The sequence below is a fragment of the Bacillus sp. FSL K6-1145 genome (assembly GCF_038003425.1).
Classification (GTDB): domain Bacteria; phylum Bacillota; class Bacilli; order Bacillales; family Bacillaceae; genus Bacillus; species Bacillus pumilus.
Genome location: NZ_JBBOPC010000001.1, coordinates 2,979,787 through 2,999,684, shown reverse-complemented (window position 1 = coordinate 2,999,684; position 19,898 = coordinate 2,979,787). Strand labels below are relative to the sequence as shown.

Genomic DNA, 19,898 nt, shown 5'->3' with positions numbered 1-19,898 from the left:
AGCACAGCTATTGTTTTTTTAACACAGTTGTGTTATTTTTTATTTAATACAATCGTATTAAAAAGGATGTGGTGAATATTGATCGGGTTATTGATTGTGGCATGTGAAATTGGCTTTTGGCTGTTTATTCTGGTGGGGTTAACACTTCGTTATGTGTTTAGACAGAAAAAGTGGGGCGCCTTCTTCCTCATTTGTACACCGATTTTGGATCTCATACTTCTTGCAGCGACTTATATGGATTTAAGAGAGGGGGCTGTGGCGAGTGTCATTCACGGGCTCGCAGCTGTTTATATTGGGGTGAGTCTTGCTTTTGGACATCAAATGGTGAAATGGGCAGATGTCCGGTTTGCTTATCGATTTGCAGGAGGCCCTAAGCCGAAGGGAAGACCAAAGTACGGGAAGGAACGGTCTGTATATGAAATAGTCGGCTGGACGCGGCATCTCGTCTCTTATGTCATCGGAGCCGGTCTACTATTTGGGTTATCTTATCTCATCCAAGCACCAGAACGAACGGAAGCACTGATGCAGCTAGCGAGAGTATGGGGAATGGTCTTAGCCATTGATTTCGTCATTAGCATCAGCTATGTGATCTGGCCGAAAAAACACCCGCAAAATATAGCCAGCTAATAAAAAAGACAGGCGAACTCACTCCGCCTGTCTTTTCTTATGATGAAAGCCCTTTGTAAATGGTGTCAATATTCCATTTCATCATCTTATAGTAGCTGTCCCCATCCTCACCTTTCTTTCCAATGGAGTCAGTAAATACTTTTCCTTTAATCGGAACACCAGTTTCTTCAGATAGGCTTTCAAGGCTGCGTGGATCGACACTTGTTTCAAGAAAGAGCGCAGGCACTTGATGATCTTTGACGAAATGAATGATGCGCTTCATTTGTCCAGGTGTTCCTTCATTCTCTGTGTTGATCTCCCAAATGTAGCCTGCCTCTAGTCCATAGGCATCTGCAAAATACTTGAAGGCTCCCTCACTTGTCACAAGACGCTTTTTGTCTTTCGGCAGCTGGTCGAACTTGTCTTTTGCTTCATCATGAAGCGCTTGAAGCTTTTTGGTATAGTCTTCTGCATTTTTTTCGTAATCCTCTTGATGCTCAGGGTCCGCTTTAATAAGTGCATCTCTGGCATTTTTAGCATACAGAATCCCATTTTCGACATTTAGCCAAGCATGTGGGTCCTGCTGGCTTTCGAGGCCTTTTGAAGATAAATGTTTTACTTTGACGCCTTTACTCATTTCGGCTACAGGTGCATCATCCCCGTCCTTGCCACTCGATTCGAGCAGCTTTTGAAACCAGCCATTTCCTGTTTCAAGGTTTAAGCCATTATATAGAACAAGGTCTGCATCCGTTGTATGCTGAACATCCTTTGGCAGTGGATCAAATTCATGTGGGTCTGTACCAATGGGAACAATGCTGTGAATAGAGACGTGCTCTCCGCCTACTTCCTTCACAATGTCATAAAGAATGGAGTAGGTCGTGACGACTTTTAATGTGCCGTCATCTTTGCCGGAATTATTTTGTTTTGTAGAACAGCCTGTGATGACCATAAGGGCAATGAATACTGCGGTCAAACGGATTGCAAATACCTTCTTCATGTATGTCCTCCTTTTACATAGACGCTTCCTTTTTTAGCTGCGTTCGTTTTCGTTTAGATCTTAATGATCTCCATAGAATTCCTTGCTTTGGTGAAAGGATAAAGGCACTCCCGAATAAAATGGTCGCAACTAGCACGATAGAAGCGCCAGACGACAAGTTATACGTAAAACTAAGCCCAAGACCGGCAACGGCAGAAACTGCCCCGAAAAATGCAGATAAATAAATCATAATCCATAGCCGGTCTGTTAAGAGATACGCAGTGGCTGCCGGCGTAATAAGCATGGCAACGACAAGAATAATCCCAACAGTTTGTAGTGAAGCAACGGTCACAAGGGTCAACAAGGTCATGAGAAAATAATGGATCATTCGATTCGGTAAACCGTAAACCGAAGAAATCACCGGATCAAATGAACTAATGAGCAATTCTTTGTAGAAAATGATGACGGCCAGCAGGATAAAAATGCCGATGCCAAGCGTAATCCACATATCAGATGATCGAACAGCTAGAACGTTTCCAAACAAGATATGATATAAATCACTGGAACTTTTCAAAAATGTGATCAAGATGATCCCGATTGAGAAAAAAGCGGTGAAGACAATGCCAATCGCAGAGTCATTTTTAATGCGGCTGTTTTGACTCACATATCCGATCCCAATCGCTGTTAATACGCCAGTTAAGACGGCTCCGAAGAAAAAGTTAATTCCCAGCATATAAGAGATGGCGACACCTGGCAGCACAGCATGCGATATGGCGTCTCCCATCAAGGCCATGCCCCGTAAAATAATAAAGCAGCCAATGACCCCGCAAATAATGCCTACCATCACGGATGTAAATAATGCTTTTTGTAAAAACGCATATTCAAAGAGTCCGGTTAAAAATTCCATTACACGTCTCCTCCTGCTGATTTTAAGAATGGTAGCTGCGTTTCATATGCCTCCAGCATGACCTCTGGGCGAAGGATGTCGTGTACAGGTCCAGCTTTGATGAGTTTTTTATTTAACAAAACGAGATGGCTGAAGTAATCACCGGCTTTACTTAAATCATGATGGACCACCAAAATGGTTTTTCCTTCATCACGTAATTCCTTCAAAATGCGAACCATTGTTTCTTCACTTGCCATATCAATTCCAACAAATGGTTCATCCAAACAGAAGAGCTGTGCGTTTTGCGCAAGTGCTCTTGCAAGGAAGACACGCTGCTGCTGACCGCCGGATAACTCACCAATTTGTCTTTTGGCAAAGTCCTGCATGCCGACTTTTTCTAAACAGTGGTATGCATATGCCCGGTCTTCTTTTTTCGGACGTTTGATCAGGCCAAGCTTCGGATATGTTCCAAGTAGGACGGTATCCAGCACATGAATAGGAAACGTCCAGTCTAGATCATTTCTCTGAGGTACATAGGCGATCTGTTTTCTAACTTGTTTAAAGGGCTGTTCAAAAAAGCGAATATCCCCTTGGTCTTTTTCAATTAAATCCAAACATGCCTTGAGTAAAGTCGATTTACCGGCACCATTTGGACCTATGATTCCTGTCATCGTTCCTTCCTGTATGGAAAGAGAGATGTTCTCTAAAGCATCCTGCCCGTGATATGAGACATGAAGACGGTCGATTGTTAAAGCATTTGGCATCTCTTGCGGCCCCTTTCGATCATCATTGCACTTCCTAAAGATATATGCATACATTAAATAATTTTGACTAAAGGATGAAATGATTCTCTAACGCTAATTTGTTTCCTTGAGGAAACTTTTATTTCATTCTAAGCGTCTGTCCTTCTTTTGTAAAGAGAAAAAACTGCACTTATTCTGTCAGAGATCAAACGATCGTTTTTATGTTATGTGGTGAGCGGGGGACATGAGCTTGGTTTATTGAAAATCCGTGTGACAGAATGGGACACAAAAAACCAATTATTTCTTCATAAATGATTGACAGAAGATAAGAAATCCTCATATAATAAGGGTAATCCAATATATGAATATATGCTCATATATAAAGTTTTTAATTTTTAATAGGTTGAATCGATCCAGGGAACGTTACTTATCATATAGAAAAAGGTGAGAACATGAAAAAGATGAAGGATGAATACGTATTAAGCGGTCTTGATTGCGGCAACTGTGCACGGAAAATAGAAACAGGAGTCAGCAAAATGGATGGAGTGGAAGCTTGCTCTGTTAACTTTGCGACAGGCACCTTGACTGTGACGCATGCAGATAAGCAAGAAACGATGACAAAGCGTATTGAAAAAACTGTTCAGTCCATTGAACCTCATGTGAGTGTATCACCGAAAGAAGAAGGACATCATCACGATCATGATCATGGGACAAAAAATTTAAAAACGATTGTGCTGAAATTAATTGGCGGTGCAGTCATTGGAACAGCCGCTTTCTTTATACCTGAAGATGGTGTATTAAAGTTCCTTATGTTCTTCGCAGCATATTTACTAGTCGGCGGTGATGTGGTTTTTAAAGCGCTGAAAAATATCGTGCGAGGCCAAGTATTTGATGAGAACTTTTTAATGACCATTGCAACAGTTGGCGCTTTTGTGATTCAGCAATATCCAGAGGCACTGGCAGTGATGCTCTTTTACCAAATTGGAGAGCTCTTCCAAGGGGCGGCAGTGAATCGTTCAAGACGTTCAATTAGTGAATTAATGAATATACGTCCAGAATACGCGAATCTAAAAGTCGGAAATGAAACGAAAAAAGTGAATCCAGAAGAAGTAAAAGCCGGTGACCGTATTGTCGTGAAGCCTGGTGAAAAAATTCCGCTGGATGGGCTCGTTATTGAGGGCTTCTCACTTGTTGATACATCCGCATTAACAGGGGAATCGGTGCCGCGGGATGTAGAAGCGGGAAAAGAAGTTCTTGCAGGATTTGTGAATCAAAACGGTATACTTGAAATTGAAGTTCAAAAAGAGTTAAGCGAATCGGCTGTGACGAAAATTTTAGATTTGGTTGAGAATGCAAGCAGCCGAAAAGCACAGACAGAAAATTTCATCACAAAGTTTGCAAAATATTATACACCGGCTGTCGTCGTGCTCGCCTTATTGCTTGCCTTTGTGCCGCCGCTTCTTATTCCATCAGCACAATTGTCTGACTGGGTGTACCGGGCGCTTGTCTTTCTCGTGATCTCTTGTCCTTGTGCTCTTGTTGTATCCATTCCATTAGGATTTTTCGGGGGAATTGGGGCAGCGTCTAAACGAGGCATCCTTGTCAAAGGCAGTAACTATTTAGAAGCATTGAATTCTGTGAAATATGCGGTATTTGATAAGACGGGCACGCTTACAAAAGGAAACTTTACAGTGACCAATATTGCCACAGCCAGTGACAGGTGGTCAGAAGAAGAGCTGCTTTCTTTTGCAGCACTAGCAGAAGCCCATTCCTCTCACCCTATTGCAGAATCGATTAAAGCGGCATATAGCTCACCGCTTGATGAAAGCCAGATCGAAGCATATGAGGATATCGCGGGACATGGAATTAAAGCGACCATCAGCGGATCTCACGTCTTAGCGGGAAATCATCGCTTGATGGAGCGAGAAGACATTGCGTATGAAAAAGAAAAAAGAAGCGGAACCGTTGTGTACATGGCAATTAACGGTGAGTTTGCCGGATCAATCTTGATCGCAGATGAATTAAAGGACGATGCAATCGAAGCCGTTTCTGCTCTAAAGGCGTCTGGTATTCAAACCGTCATGCTCACTGGTGATGCTAAGCAAGTCGGAACTGCGGTCGCTAAGCAAATTGGCATTGATGAAGTACATGCAGAATTATTACCGCAAGACAAAGTAACGAAATTAGAAGAAATTGATCAGAAAAAAGCGCCTCAAGAAAAGCTATTATTTGTTGGGGACGGCATTAATGATACACCGGTATTAGCAAGAGCGGACATAGGAATTGCAATGGGCGGGCTTGGTTCAGATGCAGCTGTCGAAGCGGCTGATATCGTCATCATGACGGACCAGCCATCAAAGGTAGCAGAAGCCATCGCTGTCGCAAAACGAACAAGAAGGATTGTCTGGCAGAATATCGCATTTGCCCTTGGTGTCAAAGGCGTTTTCCTATTACTCGGAGCATTCGGAATTGCGACGATGTGGGAAGCCGTCTTCTCGGATGTCGGTGTCACCGTACTCGCTGTTTTAAATGCGATGAGGGTCATGAAATAAAATTGTAAGGAAAATTTCATGAATACCATCTTTCATAATGGACCCCCTCTTGTTAAAATAGAAGAAGTTGGATAATGGCATTTTTCTAAGCTATTATCCCTTTTCTTTTTTAAAAGGAATGAAAAAGATAAGGTAGGTGCTTATGTGAGTAAGAAAAATAATCAATCTTCATCCATTAAATTTGCTGTCATTTTAACCATCATCGCAGCTCTTCTCATCGGTATATTTGTTGTGATTGGAAACAAGAACAGCCAAGAAGCACAAACAGTTGACAGTAAGCCTTCGATTAAAGGACAGCCTGTCATAGGAGACAAAGATGCAGCGGTGCAAATTGTCGAGTTTGGGGACTACAAATGTCCGTCATGTAAATCATTCGAAACAGACATTTTCCCAAAACTGAAAGCAGACTACATAGATAAAGGCGATGTATCATTTTCATTTATTAACTTGCCACTGCCTGTTCATGGAGATGGCGCAGTGTTAGCAGCACTAGCTTCTGAAGAAGTATGGAAAGAAGATCCAAAAAACTTCTGGGCATTCCATGAAGCTGTCTATCAAGCACAGCCAGATAGTGAAGCAGAATGGGTTACGCCTGCTAAGCTGACTGAATTAGCGAAAAAGACAACAAAAATTAATACGGACAAACTCAAAGATAACCTATCAAAGAAAACGTATCAGCCGCAGTTGAACACAGACGATCAGCTTGTGAACAAATACAAAGTGAATTCAACACCAACGATTTTCATTAACAATAAACAAGTTCAAAACTTCTATGACTATGATGAAATCAAAGAATTAATTGATCAAGAGCTTAAAGGGAAGAAATCATGAAGAATAAGCTTATTTACTTGTACAGTGCTTGGATTGTCTCGATCGTTGCGACGATGAGCAGCCTGTATTTAAGTGAAATCAAAAAGTTTATTCCATGCGATATGTGCTGGTTCCAGCGTATTTTCATGTACCCGCTCGTGCTTTTACTTGGAATTGCTACGTTCCGGGGTGATGTCAAAGTGAAGTATTACGTACTGCCTTTAGCTGTAATCGGTGCTGGCTTTTCCATCTATCATTATATGGAACAAAAGATCCCAGGCTTTGCGTCGATTCGCCCTTGCCTCAGCGGCATTCCTTGTTCTGTTGATTATTTGAACTGGTTTGGTTTTATCACCATTCCGCTATTAGCACTTATTGCATTTATTCTGATTATCATCAGTATGCTGCTGTTAAATGCAAGAGAAGATTGAGAGATAGCCTGCTTTTTAGCGGGCTATTTTTTATTTTTGCAAAAAGATAAAATTTAAAGAAAATTTGTATTGCTTTTCGCTTATGTCAGATATACATTAAGGGAGTAGTGTTAGATGATCAGATCATGTAAGGAGATAAGCGGAAAATGGCATGGGAAGTCTTAAGTATCATTGGTATTATCGCGTTCGCCATTAGTGGTGCGATAGTGGCAATGGAGGAAGAGTACGATATTCTTGGTGTGTACATTTTAGGGATTGTGACAGCATTTGGCGGTGGAGCGATTCGGAATCTATTAATCGGTCTTCCGGTGTCTGCTTTATGGTCACAGGGCAAGATGTTTACCATTGCTCTTGTATCCATTACGATTGTGTTTCTTTTTCCAAAGCTTTTGCTCAAGCACTGGAGCACATGGGGGAATTTCTCGGATGCGATTGGCTTAGCAGCGTTTGCGATTCAAGGTGCATTATTTGCTGTGCAAAGAGAGCTTCCGCTCAGTGCGGTCATTGTGGCAGCCATTCTGACTGGAAGCGGTGGCGGAATTGTGCGTGATTTATTGGCAGGGCGAAAGCCGCTTGTGCTAAAAGCGGAGATTTACGCAGTCTGGGCAGCACTTGGCGGCTTACTCGTAGGACTCGGTTTAGCACAAGGAGAGATTGCTTTGTATTTGCTGTTTCTCATCCTCGTCGTATGCAGGGTTTGTTCCTACCTATTCAAATGGCGGCTTCCCGCTAGGTCTTATTTTTTAAATAAAGGGTAAAACGAGAAAAGAGCGATTTCGCTCTTTTTTTTGTGTTTGAAACGAGCTGGATGTCAGCAGGTAATGGAGTTTTCGTGTAAAATAAAAGCAGGGTCTTTTTGTTCATCATTGGAACAATACATATGATGAAAATTTTGTCAGCTGGCTGAATATCTGGATTCAGCCTTTTTTTGCCTAGATGGATTGTTATGTGTTGGTTTCACATTTTGCGGAATACTAAAGAAGCTTCTATGATCGGACGGATGAATCAACTCGAAATGAACACATCTTTGCATGTAAGCAAAACTTGACGAAAAAATTAAAATAGGAGGGACACGTACTAGTGGAGATTTTTTTGGCAGTGCTCGTACTACTTGCACTCATTGCATCATCTAATATTATCAATCGTTTTGTCCCCTTTATTCCAGTCCCGTTAATTCAAGTGGGCTTAGGAATACTGGTGGCAGCTTTTCCTTCAGGTTTACATATTTCTTTAAATCCTGAACTATTCTTCGTTTTATTCATTGCGCCGCTGTTATTTAATGACGGGAAGCGTACCCCAAGGGATGAGCTGTGGAAATTAAGAGCGCCGATTCTTCTGTTAGCCCTAGGGTTAGTCTTTGCGACAGTCATTGTCGCGGGATATACCATCCATTGGATGATCCCAAGCATACCACTTCCAGCCGCATTTGCGCTTGCAGCGATTTTATCACCGACAGATGTGGTAGCAGTCAGTGCTCTTTCCAGCCGTGTGAACATGCCAAAGGGCATCATGAGACTGCTGGAAGGCGAGGGATTGATGAACGATGCATCAGGACTTGTCGCCTTTAAATTTGCCATTGCAGCAACAGTAACTGGCGCTTTTTCAATTGCTGAGGCATCCTTTAGCTTTGTCCTGATTGCCGCAGGTGGTCTATTGACTGGATTTATTCTATCCTTTTTTATCATTCGTTTTCGCTATTTTCTCCGCCGTTTAGGAATGGACGATGTCACGATGCATATCATTCTGCAAATCCTTACACCATTTGTCATCTATTTAGCAGCTGAAGAAATTGGTGTATCCGGTATTTTAGCGGTTGTTGCTGGCGGTGTGACACACGCTATTGAGCAGGATCGAATGGAAGCAAATTTAGCCAAACTGCAAATTGCTTCATCAAACACATGGAATATTATTTTATTTATTTTAAACGGACTTGTTTTCGTTATCCTTGGATTGCAGATTCCTGATGTATCGACAGTGATTTTCCAGGATGAAGCGTTTAATAATATGCAGGTCATCAGTTACATCTTAATCATCACGCTATGTCTCATGATCCTGAGATTCTTATGGGTATGGCTCTTCTGGGCAGGTAACTGGAGTGTAACGAAAAAGCAGAATGTGAAAAAACCGAAGCTGCGTGCTTCGATGCTGATGACATTCTCTGGTGTTCGTGGTGCTGTCACTTTAGCTGGTGCCTTCTCAATCCCATTTACGCTTGCGGACGGATCACCATTCCCCGAGCGGCATTTGATTATTTTCCTCGCAGCAGGCGTCATTTTATGTACACTCATTTTAGCTAGTGTATTATTGCCTCTTTTATCTGAGAAAAAAGACAAGCAAATCGCCGTGGATTTGGATACAAAGGTTCAGCATGCGAAACGGAAGCTGCTGAGAAGTGCCATTAAAACCTTAAGAGAAGGAATGAATGAAGACAACAGGGAAGTGTCTCTAGCACTCATTAATGATTACCGAATGAAGCTGCGTAATATCCAGCGTGAGCCGTACCAATTCGGGATGAGAAGACAGGAACGAAAAATCAGATTGCATGGAATTAAAGCAGAACAAATGAAGCTTCAGCAATTAATTGATGAAGAGAAATTAGATAAAGAAGAAGCCTATGAGCTACAGGAGAGATTTCATGAGCTGGAAATGCTGTATTCAAACTCCTTCAAAATTCGTTTTTCAAAAGTGAAGTTCCTGCGCTTGCTTCAGTGGCTTCAATTATGGCGACCGAATCAGCTCGTTTCCAGCGGTATTTTAGAAAACGAAGACTCGTACAAGCAAATCCGTAAGAAAACGGCAGAGGCTGCTGTGGACTCGATCAAACAGCATATGACCGATGAAAATAAACAAACGTGTCACCAAGTGATTGGCTTTTACAACCAAGTCATTTATCGATGTGAACACGGTCCAAGCTTCTTTCAGCAAAAAGACCGTTCGTTTGACCGGAAGAAAAAAGAGCTTAACTTCCAAGCTGTACAGACGATTCGAAATGAAATTCAAACTTTGTATGAAAATGGTGAAATCAATCGTGATATTGCCCATCATCTAAGGGAGTATATCAATGATATGGAAGCTGTTCTCCTGACCAATACGTAATGTTGTCATCTTTTTCCCTATGTTTTATGATGAAGAAAGAGAACAAGCAGGGGGAGATCAATGATGGCGTATTATGGAGCAATTGAAGCTGGCGGTACAAAGTTTTGTTGTGCAATCGGCAATGAGCACGGGGATATTCTCAAAGAAATGACGATTCCTACAGAGCACCCAGAAAAAACATTACAAAAGCTCATCCCATTTTTCGAGCAGCATGACATTGAAGCATTAGGGGTCGGCTCCTTTGGACCGATTTGTGTCCAAAAGGACGACCCTTCTTACGGTTATATCATGAACACGCCGAAAGTAGAGTGGAAGCATTACCCGTTCATCCCAGAGCTAGAGAAGCAATTAGAAGTCCCAGTATCTTTTACAACAGATGTAAATGCGGCAGCCTTAGGTGAATTAACAAAAGGAGCAGCCAAAGGGCTGAATAGTTGTTTGTATATCACGGTCGGTACGGGTATCGGTGCTGGCGCTGTTGTAAAAAACGAGCTTCTTCATGGTCATTCGCACCCAGAAATGGGGCACATCCTTGTCAGGCAGCATGAATCAGACGTGTTTGAAGGAGTCTGCCCAGCGCATGGGACGTGTTTAGAAGGACTGGCAGCTGGACCAGCGATTGAGAAAAGATGGGGGAAATCTGCTAAAGAGCTTACGGAGAAAGAATCAGTTTGGGCACTTGAAGCTGACTATTTGGCGCAGGCGCTGATGCAGTACTCGCTTATTTTAAGCCCAGAGCGCATCATTATGGGCGGGGGTGTCATGAAGCAAAAACAACTGTTTCCACTAATTCGAGAGAAGCTTGCTGCTTATCTCAATGATTATGTAGACCTGCCGCCGCTTGATTCATATATTGTCTCTCCTGGACTTGAAGACAAGGCCGGCATGACAGGTGCTTTGCTGTTAGCCATCGAAGCGAAGAAAAACGCCTGATAATAGAGTTTTAATGGACAACGTGAGATAATGAAAAAGATGGAATCTATGAAAAAGGTGGTTGTTAAAATGGTTAAAAGCTTGAATGATACCGTAACACTGAATAACGGAGTGGAAATGCCTTGGTTTGGTTTAGGTGTATTCAAAGTGGAGGACGGCAATCAAGTGGTAGATGCCGTAAAAGCAGCCATACGCAACGGATACCGCAGTATTGATACGGCTGCCGTTTATAAAAATGAGACAGGCGTAGGCAAAGCAATTAAAGAATCTGGCGTGAAACGAGAAGATTTGTTCATTACGTCTAAAGTATGGAATACGGATCAAGGCTATGACAAAGCGCTGGCTGCATTTGACGCAAGCTTGAATCGATTAGGTCTTGATTACTTAGATCTCTATTTGATTCATTGGCCTGGCCCAAATGCAGAAACATTTAAAGACACATGGCGTGCGCTTGAGAAGCTTTACAAGGATGGGAAAGTGAGAGCCATTGGCGTCAGCAACTTCTACATTCAGCATTTAGAAGAGCTATTAAAAGATGCTGAGGTTGTTCCAGCCGTGAACCAAGTTGAATTTCATCCGAAACTGACACTTGTCGAACTACGTCAATACGCAAAAGAAAAAGGCATTCAAATTGAAGCGTGGTCTCCGCTCATGCAAGGAAAGCTATTAGATCATGACGTATTAAAGGACATGGCTGCACGCTACAACAAATCTGTTGCTCAGGTCATCTTGCGCTGGGATCTGCAAAGCGGTGTCGTGACGATTCCAAAATCAATCAACGAAGAACGCATTAAACAAAATGCAGATATTTTTGATTTCGAATTATCAAAGGAAGACATGGAAAAAATCGATGCATTAAACAATAACGAGCGTGTCGGCTCGAATCCAGAGACGATGACGGTTGGGTTTGAATAAATGAAAAAATCCTCTTTCTCACGTGAGAAAGGGGATTTTTTTACGTACTACTTCTACGCACAGCCAAAAGCATAATAAAAGATAAGATCACAATACAGATCGTCCACGCCCAAGCAAGCTCCATGCGCCCAGAATCAATCGCCACATAAATAGCGGTTGGGAGTGTTTGGGTTTTTCCTGGGATGTTGCCGGCAAACATTAAGGTCGCTCCGAATTCTCCAAGGGCTCTTGCAAAGCTAAGGATGCTGCCTGACAAGAGGGATGGAAGGGCAAGAGGTACAGTAATATAGGCAAAGACTTGGAATGAATGAGCACCATCTACTTTTGCAGCCCCTTCAATATCTGACTCAATTGTAGAAAAGCCCGCCTTTGCTGATTGATACATGAGCGGGAATGCCACGACTGTCGAAGCAATAACCGCCGCCCACCATGTGAAAATGACCGGCTGATGGAAGATCCATTCAATCGCGCCCCCTATTACACTATGCTTTCCGAATACGACGAGCAATAAAAAGCCAACGACTGTTGGCGGGAGAACGAGCGGCATCATCAGGAGCGTTTCCACAATCATTTTCCCTTTAAAAGTTGTTCGCGCCATCCAGAAGCCAATTGTTGTGCCAAAAACTGTGGCCAACAGCCCGCTGACGATAGCCACTTGCACGGACAGCCAAATGGGTGATAGAAAGTCTTCAGTCAGCATAGGCATTACGACACTTGAAAGCCGTATTTCTTAAAAATGGATGTGGCTTTATCAGATTGAAGAAATTGAAAAAAGGCTTTGGCTTCCGTAAGATGATTTGTCCCTTTGACAATCCCTACTGGATATATAACCGGGGAGTGCATGTCCGAATTTGCTTCAGCTGCAATCTTTACTTTTTTAGAAACGAGGGCGTCTGTTTTATACACAACACCTGCTTCGACATTTCCAGTTTCAACGTAGCTTAAAACTTGCCGTACATCTTTGGCATAGACAGCATTCTTTTTCACTTGATCCCATATATTCAGTTTTGTGAAAATCTCTTTGCCATATGTACCAGCAGGAACCGATTCAGGTGTGCCAAGAGCGATCTTTCCTTTTACGTGCTGGACGTCTTGAAAGCTTTTAATAGAGGAAGAGCCATCTTTTGGCACAATAAGGACTAGCTCGTTTTGTATGGCGTCCTTGAGATATTCTCGGTCAATGTCTCCAGATTGAACAAGTTTATTGAAGGGCTCTTCAGCTGCTGAGAAAAAGAGATCCGCTTTTGCTCCTTGAGCGATTTGCTGCTTCAATGCGCCGGATGATCCGAAGTTATTCGTTAATGTCACATGTGGATGCTGTTTGTGAAAGGAGGCTTCAATTTCCTTTAGTGCATCCTGAAGACTTGCCGCTGCTGAAATTACAAGCTCTGTTTTTTTATTCGAATTAGATGGCTTCATCTCTGTTTGGCATCCACTCAGAAGCAAACATATGGAGATGAAGGCTAAGAATATATACTTCATGTTCACACCTCTTATCATTCAATATCATGTAGTTCCCTTTATTATAAGCAAACTTATTTGAGCATTCATAGGCTTTCAATAAAAAGAGAAAAGAAAAAGCCGCCAAATGGCGACTTTCAGCGTGACGACTAAGGAGATCGTATTATCCTGTTTACTGCTGATAAAAACGCAGCAAATTCCCATTGATCACCTTGTCTGATAAGGAGAGCTCTTTATTGGCTTTTTCGATATAGGGCTGACATACCTCATCCTGCTTCACGGGTTCTTTTGTTTTTTGATCATAGCAGGTGTTCTTTGTATAGAGATAATCATCTGTAATAAAGTTACCGTTTCTCAATACAGCGAAAGGCGTCCGTTCATTTGAAAATAAATCATTGCCGAATTGAATGGAATCCTTCGTTTCAATCCCTAGTAAGTGAAGAAGTGTCGGCTTGACGTCCATTTGACCAGCTGTTTCAGAAATCGTCTGCGGTGCTTGGTCCGTGACACCAGGAATGTAAATCAAAAACGGAACACGCTGCAGTTTGACCGCATCAAACGGTGTGATTTCCTCTTGATCGAGCAGCTGTGCCATTGCCTCATGATGTGCCTCAGAGATGCCATAGTGGTCACCCATGAGGACAAACATCGTATTGTCATACAATCCTTCTTCTTTCATACGGTCAAAAAACAACTTAATCGCTTCATCTTGATAGCGGACGGTCGTCACATAGCGGTTTAAAATGGTACTGGACGAATCATATTCATCAATAAACTGATCCTTCGGGTCAATTTCAAATGGAAAATGATTGGTCAAAGTAATGAACGTACTGTAATAAGGCTGCTTCAACTTTTTTAAATAATCAATGGATTGATCAAAGAAGTCGATATCCTTTAAGCCCCAGCCAGTGGAATTCCGTTCATTGACATGATATGAATCGACATCATAAAAACGATCAATTCCTAGAGATTTATACATTACATCACGATTCCAAAACGTTTTATTATTCGCATGAAATTGGACGGATTGATAGTTTTCCTTTTTCAACTGCTTGTATAACGTATCATATTCATTATCACTCGCTGTGAAAAAGACAGCGCCGCTGCTAGAAGGGTAGAGGGAATTCGCGACAATAAACTCTGAATCGGACGTCTTCCCCTGTTCTGTCTGCTGATAAAATTCATCAAAATAAAAACTCTTTTTAGCCAATTGATTTAAAAAGGGAGTGATAAATTGTCCATTTACCTTTTGATTCATGACAAATTGCTGCGTCGATTCAAGTGAAATGAACACAACGTTCTTGCCTTTAGCAAGTCCGAAGTACTCTTCGTTTGGTGCGCTGTAATCAGCCTTTGTGTAGTTTGCTACAGTAGAAAGCGTATCTTCATCTGCAAAAGCCTTTTGTCCAATGCGTGCCGTTTGGGCAGCACCGTCGTAAAGATGGAATTGGAACAGCCCGAGGTTTCTGACAATGACTTCACGATCATAAGAGCTTGTCAGAAATCGAGGGTGATCCATCATAGCTGAGCTGACATGAAACAATAGGAAGCTGCAGCAGATCGCATAATATGTTTTGATCGTCTTGTATGACGCTTTTGGGGCTAATGGTTTGCGCTTGAGCAGCCAAGCAAGTACGACAAAATCAACGAGCATCAGCACAAAGAGCGGGTGGAATAATTCCGTCATACTACTGCCCATATCTCCCATGTTCTTCGCTTGGAATAGCACGGGAATGGTAATGAAATCAATGTAAAAACCATAAAAGATCGTATTCGATATAAGAATCGCCGTAAGAATAAAATTTGCAGTCAATAAAAAAACCTTTTGTTTGGTTTCATTTAAAAAAAGAGCTATCCCAAACAAAGGGAGTAGAAAGCTAAGTGGATTGATCAAAAGCAGCCATTCATGAAACAGATTGGCCGTTCGTATGTGAAAACCTAGTTGATAAATGATGTATGTTTTCATCCACATGAAGAGGATGGAATACACTAAAAACCAGTGATTTTTGAAAAACGCTTTCATTTATGTATCTCCTCATCATTCTGTATTCAGCTGCAAGGCAAAAACACTTATCTTAAACCTACTAAAAAAATGAGGAATGATCAATTCATATCTTATCTTTTTCGCAAAACTCTTTTTTATTCTGTTAGAACTGGATGGGGATAGATATGCCGCAGATGACGGCGATGTAATAGCAGGTGACGACAGTGAGAGCAGCTAGTACGACTTGTTCTCCTGTGCTGCCTGTTTTGACATAGAAGGGGAGACGCACTTTAATGGAAGCTGGAAATAAAAATTTAATGCCGTTCACTGTTCCAGCATCAAGGATAAGATGGCTCGCCATTCCAACTAGTAAACCGATACTTAGGCTGTCATTTGGAATGTATGTTGTCGCAAGAAAATAAATGATCAGCAGAAATAATAAACTGTGAGTGAACGTGCGATGACCGAATACGCTGCTGATCAGTGCCGAGAGCAGCGGAAATTTTCTACCGATTTTACTTTTTGTATGGCAAAGATCGGGGATCAAAGCACCTGCTGATCCAGCTGCAGCCATGATGACTGGGTCGAATCCGTAGTAGTAGGCGACGGCTGTTGAGGCGGCGATTCCGCCCATAATGTGTGTTTTTCCTGTCATGATGCGTACTCCTGTTCTGTTTTTTGTTCAAGTCCTCACTATATCAAGGGTGAATTCATTCAGCAAGACTTATTTCTAAAGAAAAAGAGGGCAAAAGGGTTGGCTGATTGGAAAAACATTCTATAATAAGGGGGAAGTCATGTTGATACTAACGATAAGGATGCGATTCGGATGGGTAATGCAGACATTTTAAAAGAAATTGTTCTTGTACATTATGAAGTCAGCCGTAAATTAAACCGCAAGTTACTTGAGTTAGAAAAAGACATCACGCCTCCGCAGATATATGCTCTTTCTATTTTGATACAAGGCAAAGTATCACATGCCGAAGAGCTGAAACAAAGACTCTCTTTAAACCCAGGTGCAGCCTCCATTGCACTCAATAAATTATGTGAGCAGGGCTATATTCAGAGAGAACGGGACAAAGACGACCCCTCGCTCGTCCGATTAGAAGCCACCGAAAAAGGGCAGGTGATTTATGAAAAGCACACACGTCTTTTCGGAAAGGTGATTCAGCATATGATGTCAGACTTCACAAAGGAAGACTTAAAGACCTATTTGACGTATCTGCAAAAAATGAGACAGACCTTTCATGATGATTGAGCCTTTCCACTTTGTATAATGCGGCGCACTGTAGCACAAATTAAACAGGCAACCGCATTTTATGAAAAGGGAGGAAACAGCGATGTCATTTTTCCAAAAGGATAAAAAGGCGAAAAGCGAGAAAGACCACAAGCAAGTAGATCAGCTGTTAGAAGAAGCAAGCAAAGAGCTAGCAGGCGATCCGCTTCAGGAAGCTGTACAAAAGAAGAAAAACAACGATCAATAAACAGGTATAGGGCAGAGAAAAGGATCTCTGCCCTTTTTCTATGTTTTTCCCTTTGACAGAAATGAGAATGTTTGATAACCTTCGTGTAGTAAAAATGAATAGAAATCCTCACGCTATGTCTCAGTGAGGTAGAGGTTGCGCGGATGATGAGTCACTCATGGGAGAGATGGAATCGAAGAACATGAGAAAAAAGGCATCAGCGCCGAAGTGTAGAGAGAGCTCCAACTTTCTTTATGCTGGGTCTGCATTGAATAAATGCAGGACTGCCACGTCTTTGAAGCGTGGAGGGCTATCCGGAGATCAAGGTGTATGTTTTGAAAAGCATGGACTGTTGTTCAGGCTTTTTTTTATGTTCTGAGTACCGAAGATAAGGGTATGCTGTTAAGAAAGTGGACCCATGAGGAACATAAAGAATACAAGTCATTGCTTCACAAATATATCAATGAAGATACTGCCGGGTCTGGTCCGAAGTGAATATAACGGAGGTACGGAAATGGAACAGACAAAAAAATGGGGTTTTTGGTTATTGACGGCTTTTGTCGTCGGAAATATGGTAGGTTCAGGCATCTTTATGCTGCCAAGTACGCTTGCCCAGCATGCGAGTCCTTTAGGTGTGACGATGGCATGGCTTGTCACAGGTGGCGGTGTGCTGATGATTGCACTTGTTTTTGGGCATTTGTCCATTCATAAGCCGCAGCTAACGGCAGGACCACAAAGTTATGCAAGAGCACTTTTTAACGATCCGAAAAAGGGGAAAGCGGCCGGTTTTACAATGGTTTGGGGATATTGGGTAGCAAGCTGGATTAGTAATGTCGCGATTATTACGAGTCTTGCCGGTTATTTAACGACATTTTTCCCAATTCTCACAGTGAAGACGGAGATTTTCACCTTTGGTAAAGAAGCGATCACACTTGGTCAGCTGACAACGTTTATTGTATGTACCATTCTTCTTTGGGGAACACATACGATCTTAATTACAAGCTTAAGTGCTGCAAGTAAATTAAACTTTATTACGACCTTTTCAAAGGTACTTGGATTCGTCCTTTTTATTGTTGCGGGATTATTTGCATTCCAAACGGCATTATTTGAACATTATTACTTCCCAGTTGCAGCAGAAGGCGAAGGAATGCTCGGACTTGGAGGCCAAATTCATCATGCGGCCATTTCCACTCTATGGGCATTTATTGGCATCGAATCTGCTGTCATTTTATCAGGAAGAGCGTCCTCGCAGCGCGATGTGAAACGTGCAACGATTACAGGTCTTTTAATTGCACTTTCTATCTACATGATTATTACTTTGATTACAATGGGCGTCCTGCCACACGATCAGTTGCAAGGCTCAGATAAACCATTCGTAGACGTGCTTCAGCTTATTATTGGACCGGCTGGTGGAATTGTGATGGCATTGCTTGCGATTATTTGTTTATTTGGCTCGATGCTTGGCTGGATCTTACTTGGTTCAGAAGTACCATACCAAGCAGCAAAGGCTGGCGATTTCCCGGCAGTATTTGCAAAAACAAACAAAAAAGGCAGTCCTGTTGTTGCTTTAACGGTTACAAATATCATGTCACAGCTGTTTATTTTCTCAGTGATGTCTCGTACGATTAATGAAGCTTTTACCTTTTTAACGACATCAGCGACACTTGCGTATCTCATTCCGTATATTGTGTCTTCGATCTATAGCTTTAAAGTCATCATGCAAGGTGACACGTATGATCTTCAAAAAGGGAAGCGAACAAGAGACGGAATCATTGCGCTTGTTGCGATGGGGTATTCCGCTTGGGTCATTATTTCAGGAACAGCTGATTTGAAAACATTTGGACTTGGCATCGGTCTGTTCTTAGTAGGTATTTTGCTTTATCCATTCATGTCAAAAGGATTTGCCAAAGGAACGGAATAAGGGAAACGTTTCTCCACATATGGAGAAACGTTTTTTTATGATGCAGATGTTAATCGGTCCACAATAAACTCAAGCTGTCCTTCTAATGAAACTGGGTCATTAAAGAAGTAACCGACAGGGTCGATTTCAAATACGTGTTTATTTTGTACAGCAGGAAGTGATGCCCAAATGCTGCTTTCATACACCTGGTCTCCTTTACTTTTTGACCCGCTCCATGGACTAGTGAAAATATAGTCGCCTGCGTATTCTGGCAGCTTTTCAAGGGAAATGTTTGCATAGCCGACGCCGCTGTCGATGGCATCTTTTTTAACTGCCTTTGGCGCACGTAATTTCAGCTCATCATAAATAATTTCGCCTCCGCGTGCAAAGGTGTTTCCAAAGATATAGATCCCTTTATCAAAAGGTGACACGATTGAAACGGTTTTACTGCCGACCGCTTTTGTTACTTTAGGCTTTACCTCAGCTATTTTGGTATCCCATTTTTTGATCCATTCTGCTGCTTTTTTCGGTGTACCTGTCATTTTACCGAATTCTTTTAGTTGATCTTTAAAGGAATATTGATTGTATTTAATGGCAACGGTTGGCGCAATTTTTTTGTATTGATCAAATTTCTCGTCTTCTCCCCAAGCAATAATCATATCTGGCTTCAAAGCGGCGACCTTTTCGACAGAAGGGGTTGTTCCAAGGTTTTTGACACCATCCGTTTTGCCTTTATAGAAAGGGTTTTTAAAGATGGGTGCCGTTGCAGCAATTGGCGTCTTGCCAAGTGTCACGAGGTCACCGTAGTAGCTTTCTGCCAGAAGCACAATTCGTTTTGGATCTTTAGGGAGTTTGACTTCACCTTTTACATCCTGATAGGTGATTGTGTCATCCTGGTTGGCACCAGATTTTTTATTTGAAGTGCTGCCGCAAGCAGCTGTAAAAAGCATGAGAATGGCTAAGGATATCAAAAGAAATCCAGATCGGTTTTTCACAAAGATTCTCTCCTATTCACTTTATTGTGATAATGATTCTCAATTTCAATTGTATCGTAACATGATGGGATGAAAAATGCATCGGCTATTTTAGGGCCTAAAGAAAAATGGTAAATTTCTCACGGTTTTTTGATGAAAATAAAGAAAATG

General features: G+C 41.9%; 19 protein-coding genes and 1 riboswitch. Of the genes, 11 read left to right on the top strand and 8 right to left on the bottom strand.

The window, feature by feature from the left end:
- Positions 1–78: 78 nt before the first annotated feature.
- A complete protein-coding gene (locus tag MHH41_RS15305; protein WP_003213116.1) occupies positions 79–627 on the top strand; it encodes a hypothetical protein in 549 nt (182 codons plus the stop codon).
- 37 nt (positions 628–664) lie between these two features.
- Here the strand turns inward: MHH41_RS15305 and MHH41_RS15300 are convergent, their stop codons facing one another.
- The 3 genes from MHH41_RS15300 to MHH41_RS15290 are packed head-to-tail and all read right to left on the bottom strand — an operon-like array spanning position 665 to position 3,232.
- The gene (locus tag MHH41_RS15300) at positions 665–1,603 is read right to left on the bottom strand and encodes a metal ABC transporter substrate-binding protein (RefSeq protein ID WP_340866527.1); all 939 of its coding nucleotides are present in this window, start codon (positions 1,601–1,603) and stop codon (positions 665–667) included.
- Between the two features lie 13 nt (positions 1,604–1,616).
- Positions 1,617–2,489 carry a metal ABC transporter permease gene (locus MHH41_RS15295; RefSeq protein WP_003212785.1) on the bottom strand — a complete coding sequence of 291 codons (873 nt, stop codon included), beginning with the start codon at positions 2,487–2,489 and terminating at the stop codon, positions 1,617–1,619.
- Complete coding sequence (locus MHH41_RS15290) at positions 2,489–3,232, bottom strand: metal ABC transporter ATP-binding protein (protein ID WP_095117883.1); 744 nt, start codon at positions 3,230–3,232, stop codon at positions 2,489–2,491. Before MHH41_RS15290 ends, MHH41_RS15295 begins: the two co-directional genes overlap by 1 nt.
- A 431-nt stretch (positions 3,233–3,663) precedes the next feature.
- On the opposite strand from MHH41_RS15290, the gene MHH41_RS15285 reads away from it, so the two are divergent.
- The 7 genes from MHH41_RS15285 to MHH41_RS15255 all read left to right on the top strand — a co-directional run bounded on the left by MHH41_RS15285 (position 3,664) and on the right by MHH41_RS15255 (position 11,948).
- Positions 3,664–5,763 (top strand): heavy metal translocating P-type ATPase, encoded by a 2,100-nt coding sequence (locus MHH41_RS15285; RefSeq protein WP_050944136.1) that lies wholly within the window; start codon positions 3,664–3,666, stop codon positions 5,761–5,763.
- Between the two features lie 144 nt (positions 5,764–5,907).
- Complete coding sequence (locus tag MHH41_RS15280; RefSeq protein WP_251190820.1) at positions 5,908–6,594, top strand: DsbA family protein; 687 nt, start codon at positions 5,908–5,910, stop codon at positions 6,592–6,594.
- Positions 6,591–7,004, top strand: a complete 414-nt coding sequence (locus MHH41_RS15275) for a disulfide oxidoreductase (protein WP_284907332.1) — start codon at positions 6,591–6,593, stop codon at positions 7,002–7,004. The genes MHH41_RS15280 and MHH41_RS15275 overlap by 4 nt, the downstream gene beginning before the upstream one ends.
- Positions 7,005–7,150: 146 nt before the next feature.
- The gene (locus MHH41_RS15270) at positions 7,151–7,762 is read left to right on the top strand and encodes a trimeric intracellular cation channel family protein (protein WP_003212961.1); all 612 of its coding nucleotides are present in this window, start codon (positions 7,151–7,153) and stop codon (positions 7,760–7,762) included.
- Between the two features lie 322 nt (positions 7,763–8,084).
- Positions 8,085–10,100, top strand: a complete 2,016-nt coding sequence (locus tag MHH41_RS15265; RefSeq protein WP_003212699.1) for a Na+/H+ antiporter — start codon at positions 8,085–8,087, stop codon at positions 10,098–10,100.
- 63 nt (positions 10,101–10,163) lie between these two features.
- Complete coding sequence (locus MHH41_RS15260; RefSeq protein ID WP_340866526.1) at positions 10,164–11,033, top strand: ROK family protein; 870 nt, start codon at positions 10,164–10,166, stop codon at positions 11,031–11,033.
- Between the two features lie 69 nt (positions 11,034–11,102).
- Positions 11,103–11,948 carry an aldo/keto reductase gene (locus tag MHH41_RS15255; protein WP_012011253.1) on the top strand — a complete coding sequence of 282 codons (846 nt, stop codon included), beginning with the start codon at positions 11,103–11,105 and terminating at the stop codon, positions 11,946–11,948.
- Between the two features lie 40 nt (positions 11,949–11,988).
- Here MHH41_RS15255 and modB read toward each other — a convergent pair whose 3' ends face one another.
- The 4 genes from modB to MHH41_RS15235 form a co-directional block, all read right to left on the bottom strand.
- Positions 11,989–12,654 carry a molybdate ABC transporter permease subunit gene (gene modB, locus MHH41_RS15250; RefSeq protein ID WP_212045537.1) on the bottom strand — a complete coding sequence of 222 codons (666 nt, stop codon included), beginning with the start codon at positions 12,652–12,654 and terminating at the stop codon, positions 11,989–11,991.
- Positions 12,654–13,430 (bottom strand): molybdate ABC transporter substrate-binding protein, encoded by a 777-nt coding sequence (gene modA, locus MHH41_RS15245; RefSeq protein WP_340866525.1) that lies wholly within the window; start codon positions 13,428–13,430, stop codon positions 12,654–12,656. The genes modB and modA overlap by 1 nt, the downstream gene beginning before the upstream one ends.
- A gap of 151 nt (positions 13,431–13,581) precedes the next feature.
- Entirely contained in the window at positions 13,582–15,432 is a 1,851-nt protein-coding gene (locus MHH41_RS15240) for an LTA synthase family protein (RefSeq protein WP_340866524.1), read from the bottom strand.
- 124 nt (positions 15,433–15,556) lie between these two features.
- Entirely contained in the window at positions 15,557–16,048 is a 492-nt protein-coding gene (locus tag MHH41_RS15235) for a metal-dependent hydrolase (RefSeq protein ID WP_050944121.1), read from the bottom strand.
- A gap of 171 nt (positions 16,049–16,219) precedes the next feature.
- Here MHH41_RS15235 and MHH41_RS15230 point away from each other — a divergent pair, with 171 nt between their 5' ends.
- From MHH41_RS15230 to MHH41_RS15220, 3 genes are all read left to right on the top strand, one after another.
- Positions 16,220–16,648 carry a MarR family winged helix-turn-helix transcriptional regulator gene (locus MHH41_RS15230; protein WP_003213061.1) on the top strand — a complete coding sequence of 143 codons (429 nt, stop codon included), beginning with the start codon at positions 16,220–16,222 and terminating at the stop codon, positions 16,646–16,648.
- Positions 16,649–16,730: 82 nt separating this feature from the next.
- On the top strand, positions 16,731–16,874 hold the full coding sequence (sspJ, locus tag MHH41_RS15225) for a small acid-soluble spore protein SspJ (protein ID WP_003213383.1): 144 nt from the start codon (positions 16,731–16,733) through the stop codon (positions 16,872–16,874).
- A gap of 121 nt (positions 16,875–16,995) precedes the next feature.
- A riboswitch (Lysine riboswitch) is annotated at positions 16,996–17,174 on the top strand.
- A gap of 193 nt (positions 17,175–17,367) precedes the next feature.
- Entirely contained in the window at positions 17,368–18,774 is a 1,407-nt protein-coding gene (locus tag MHH41_RS15220) for an amino acid permease (protein WP_003212967.1), read from the top strand.
- A 35-nt stretch (positions 18,775–18,809) separates the two neighbouring features.
- On the opposite strand, the gene MHH41_RS15215 is transcribed toward MHH41_RS15220, so the two are convergent.
- Positions 18,810–19,748, bottom strand: coding sequence for an iron-hydroxamate ABC transporter substrate-binding protein (locus tag MHH41_RS15215; protein ID WP_309215937.1), 939 nt, complete (start codon positions 19,746–19,748; stop codon positions 18,810–18,812).
- Positions 19,749–19,898 lie beyond the last annotated feature (150 nt).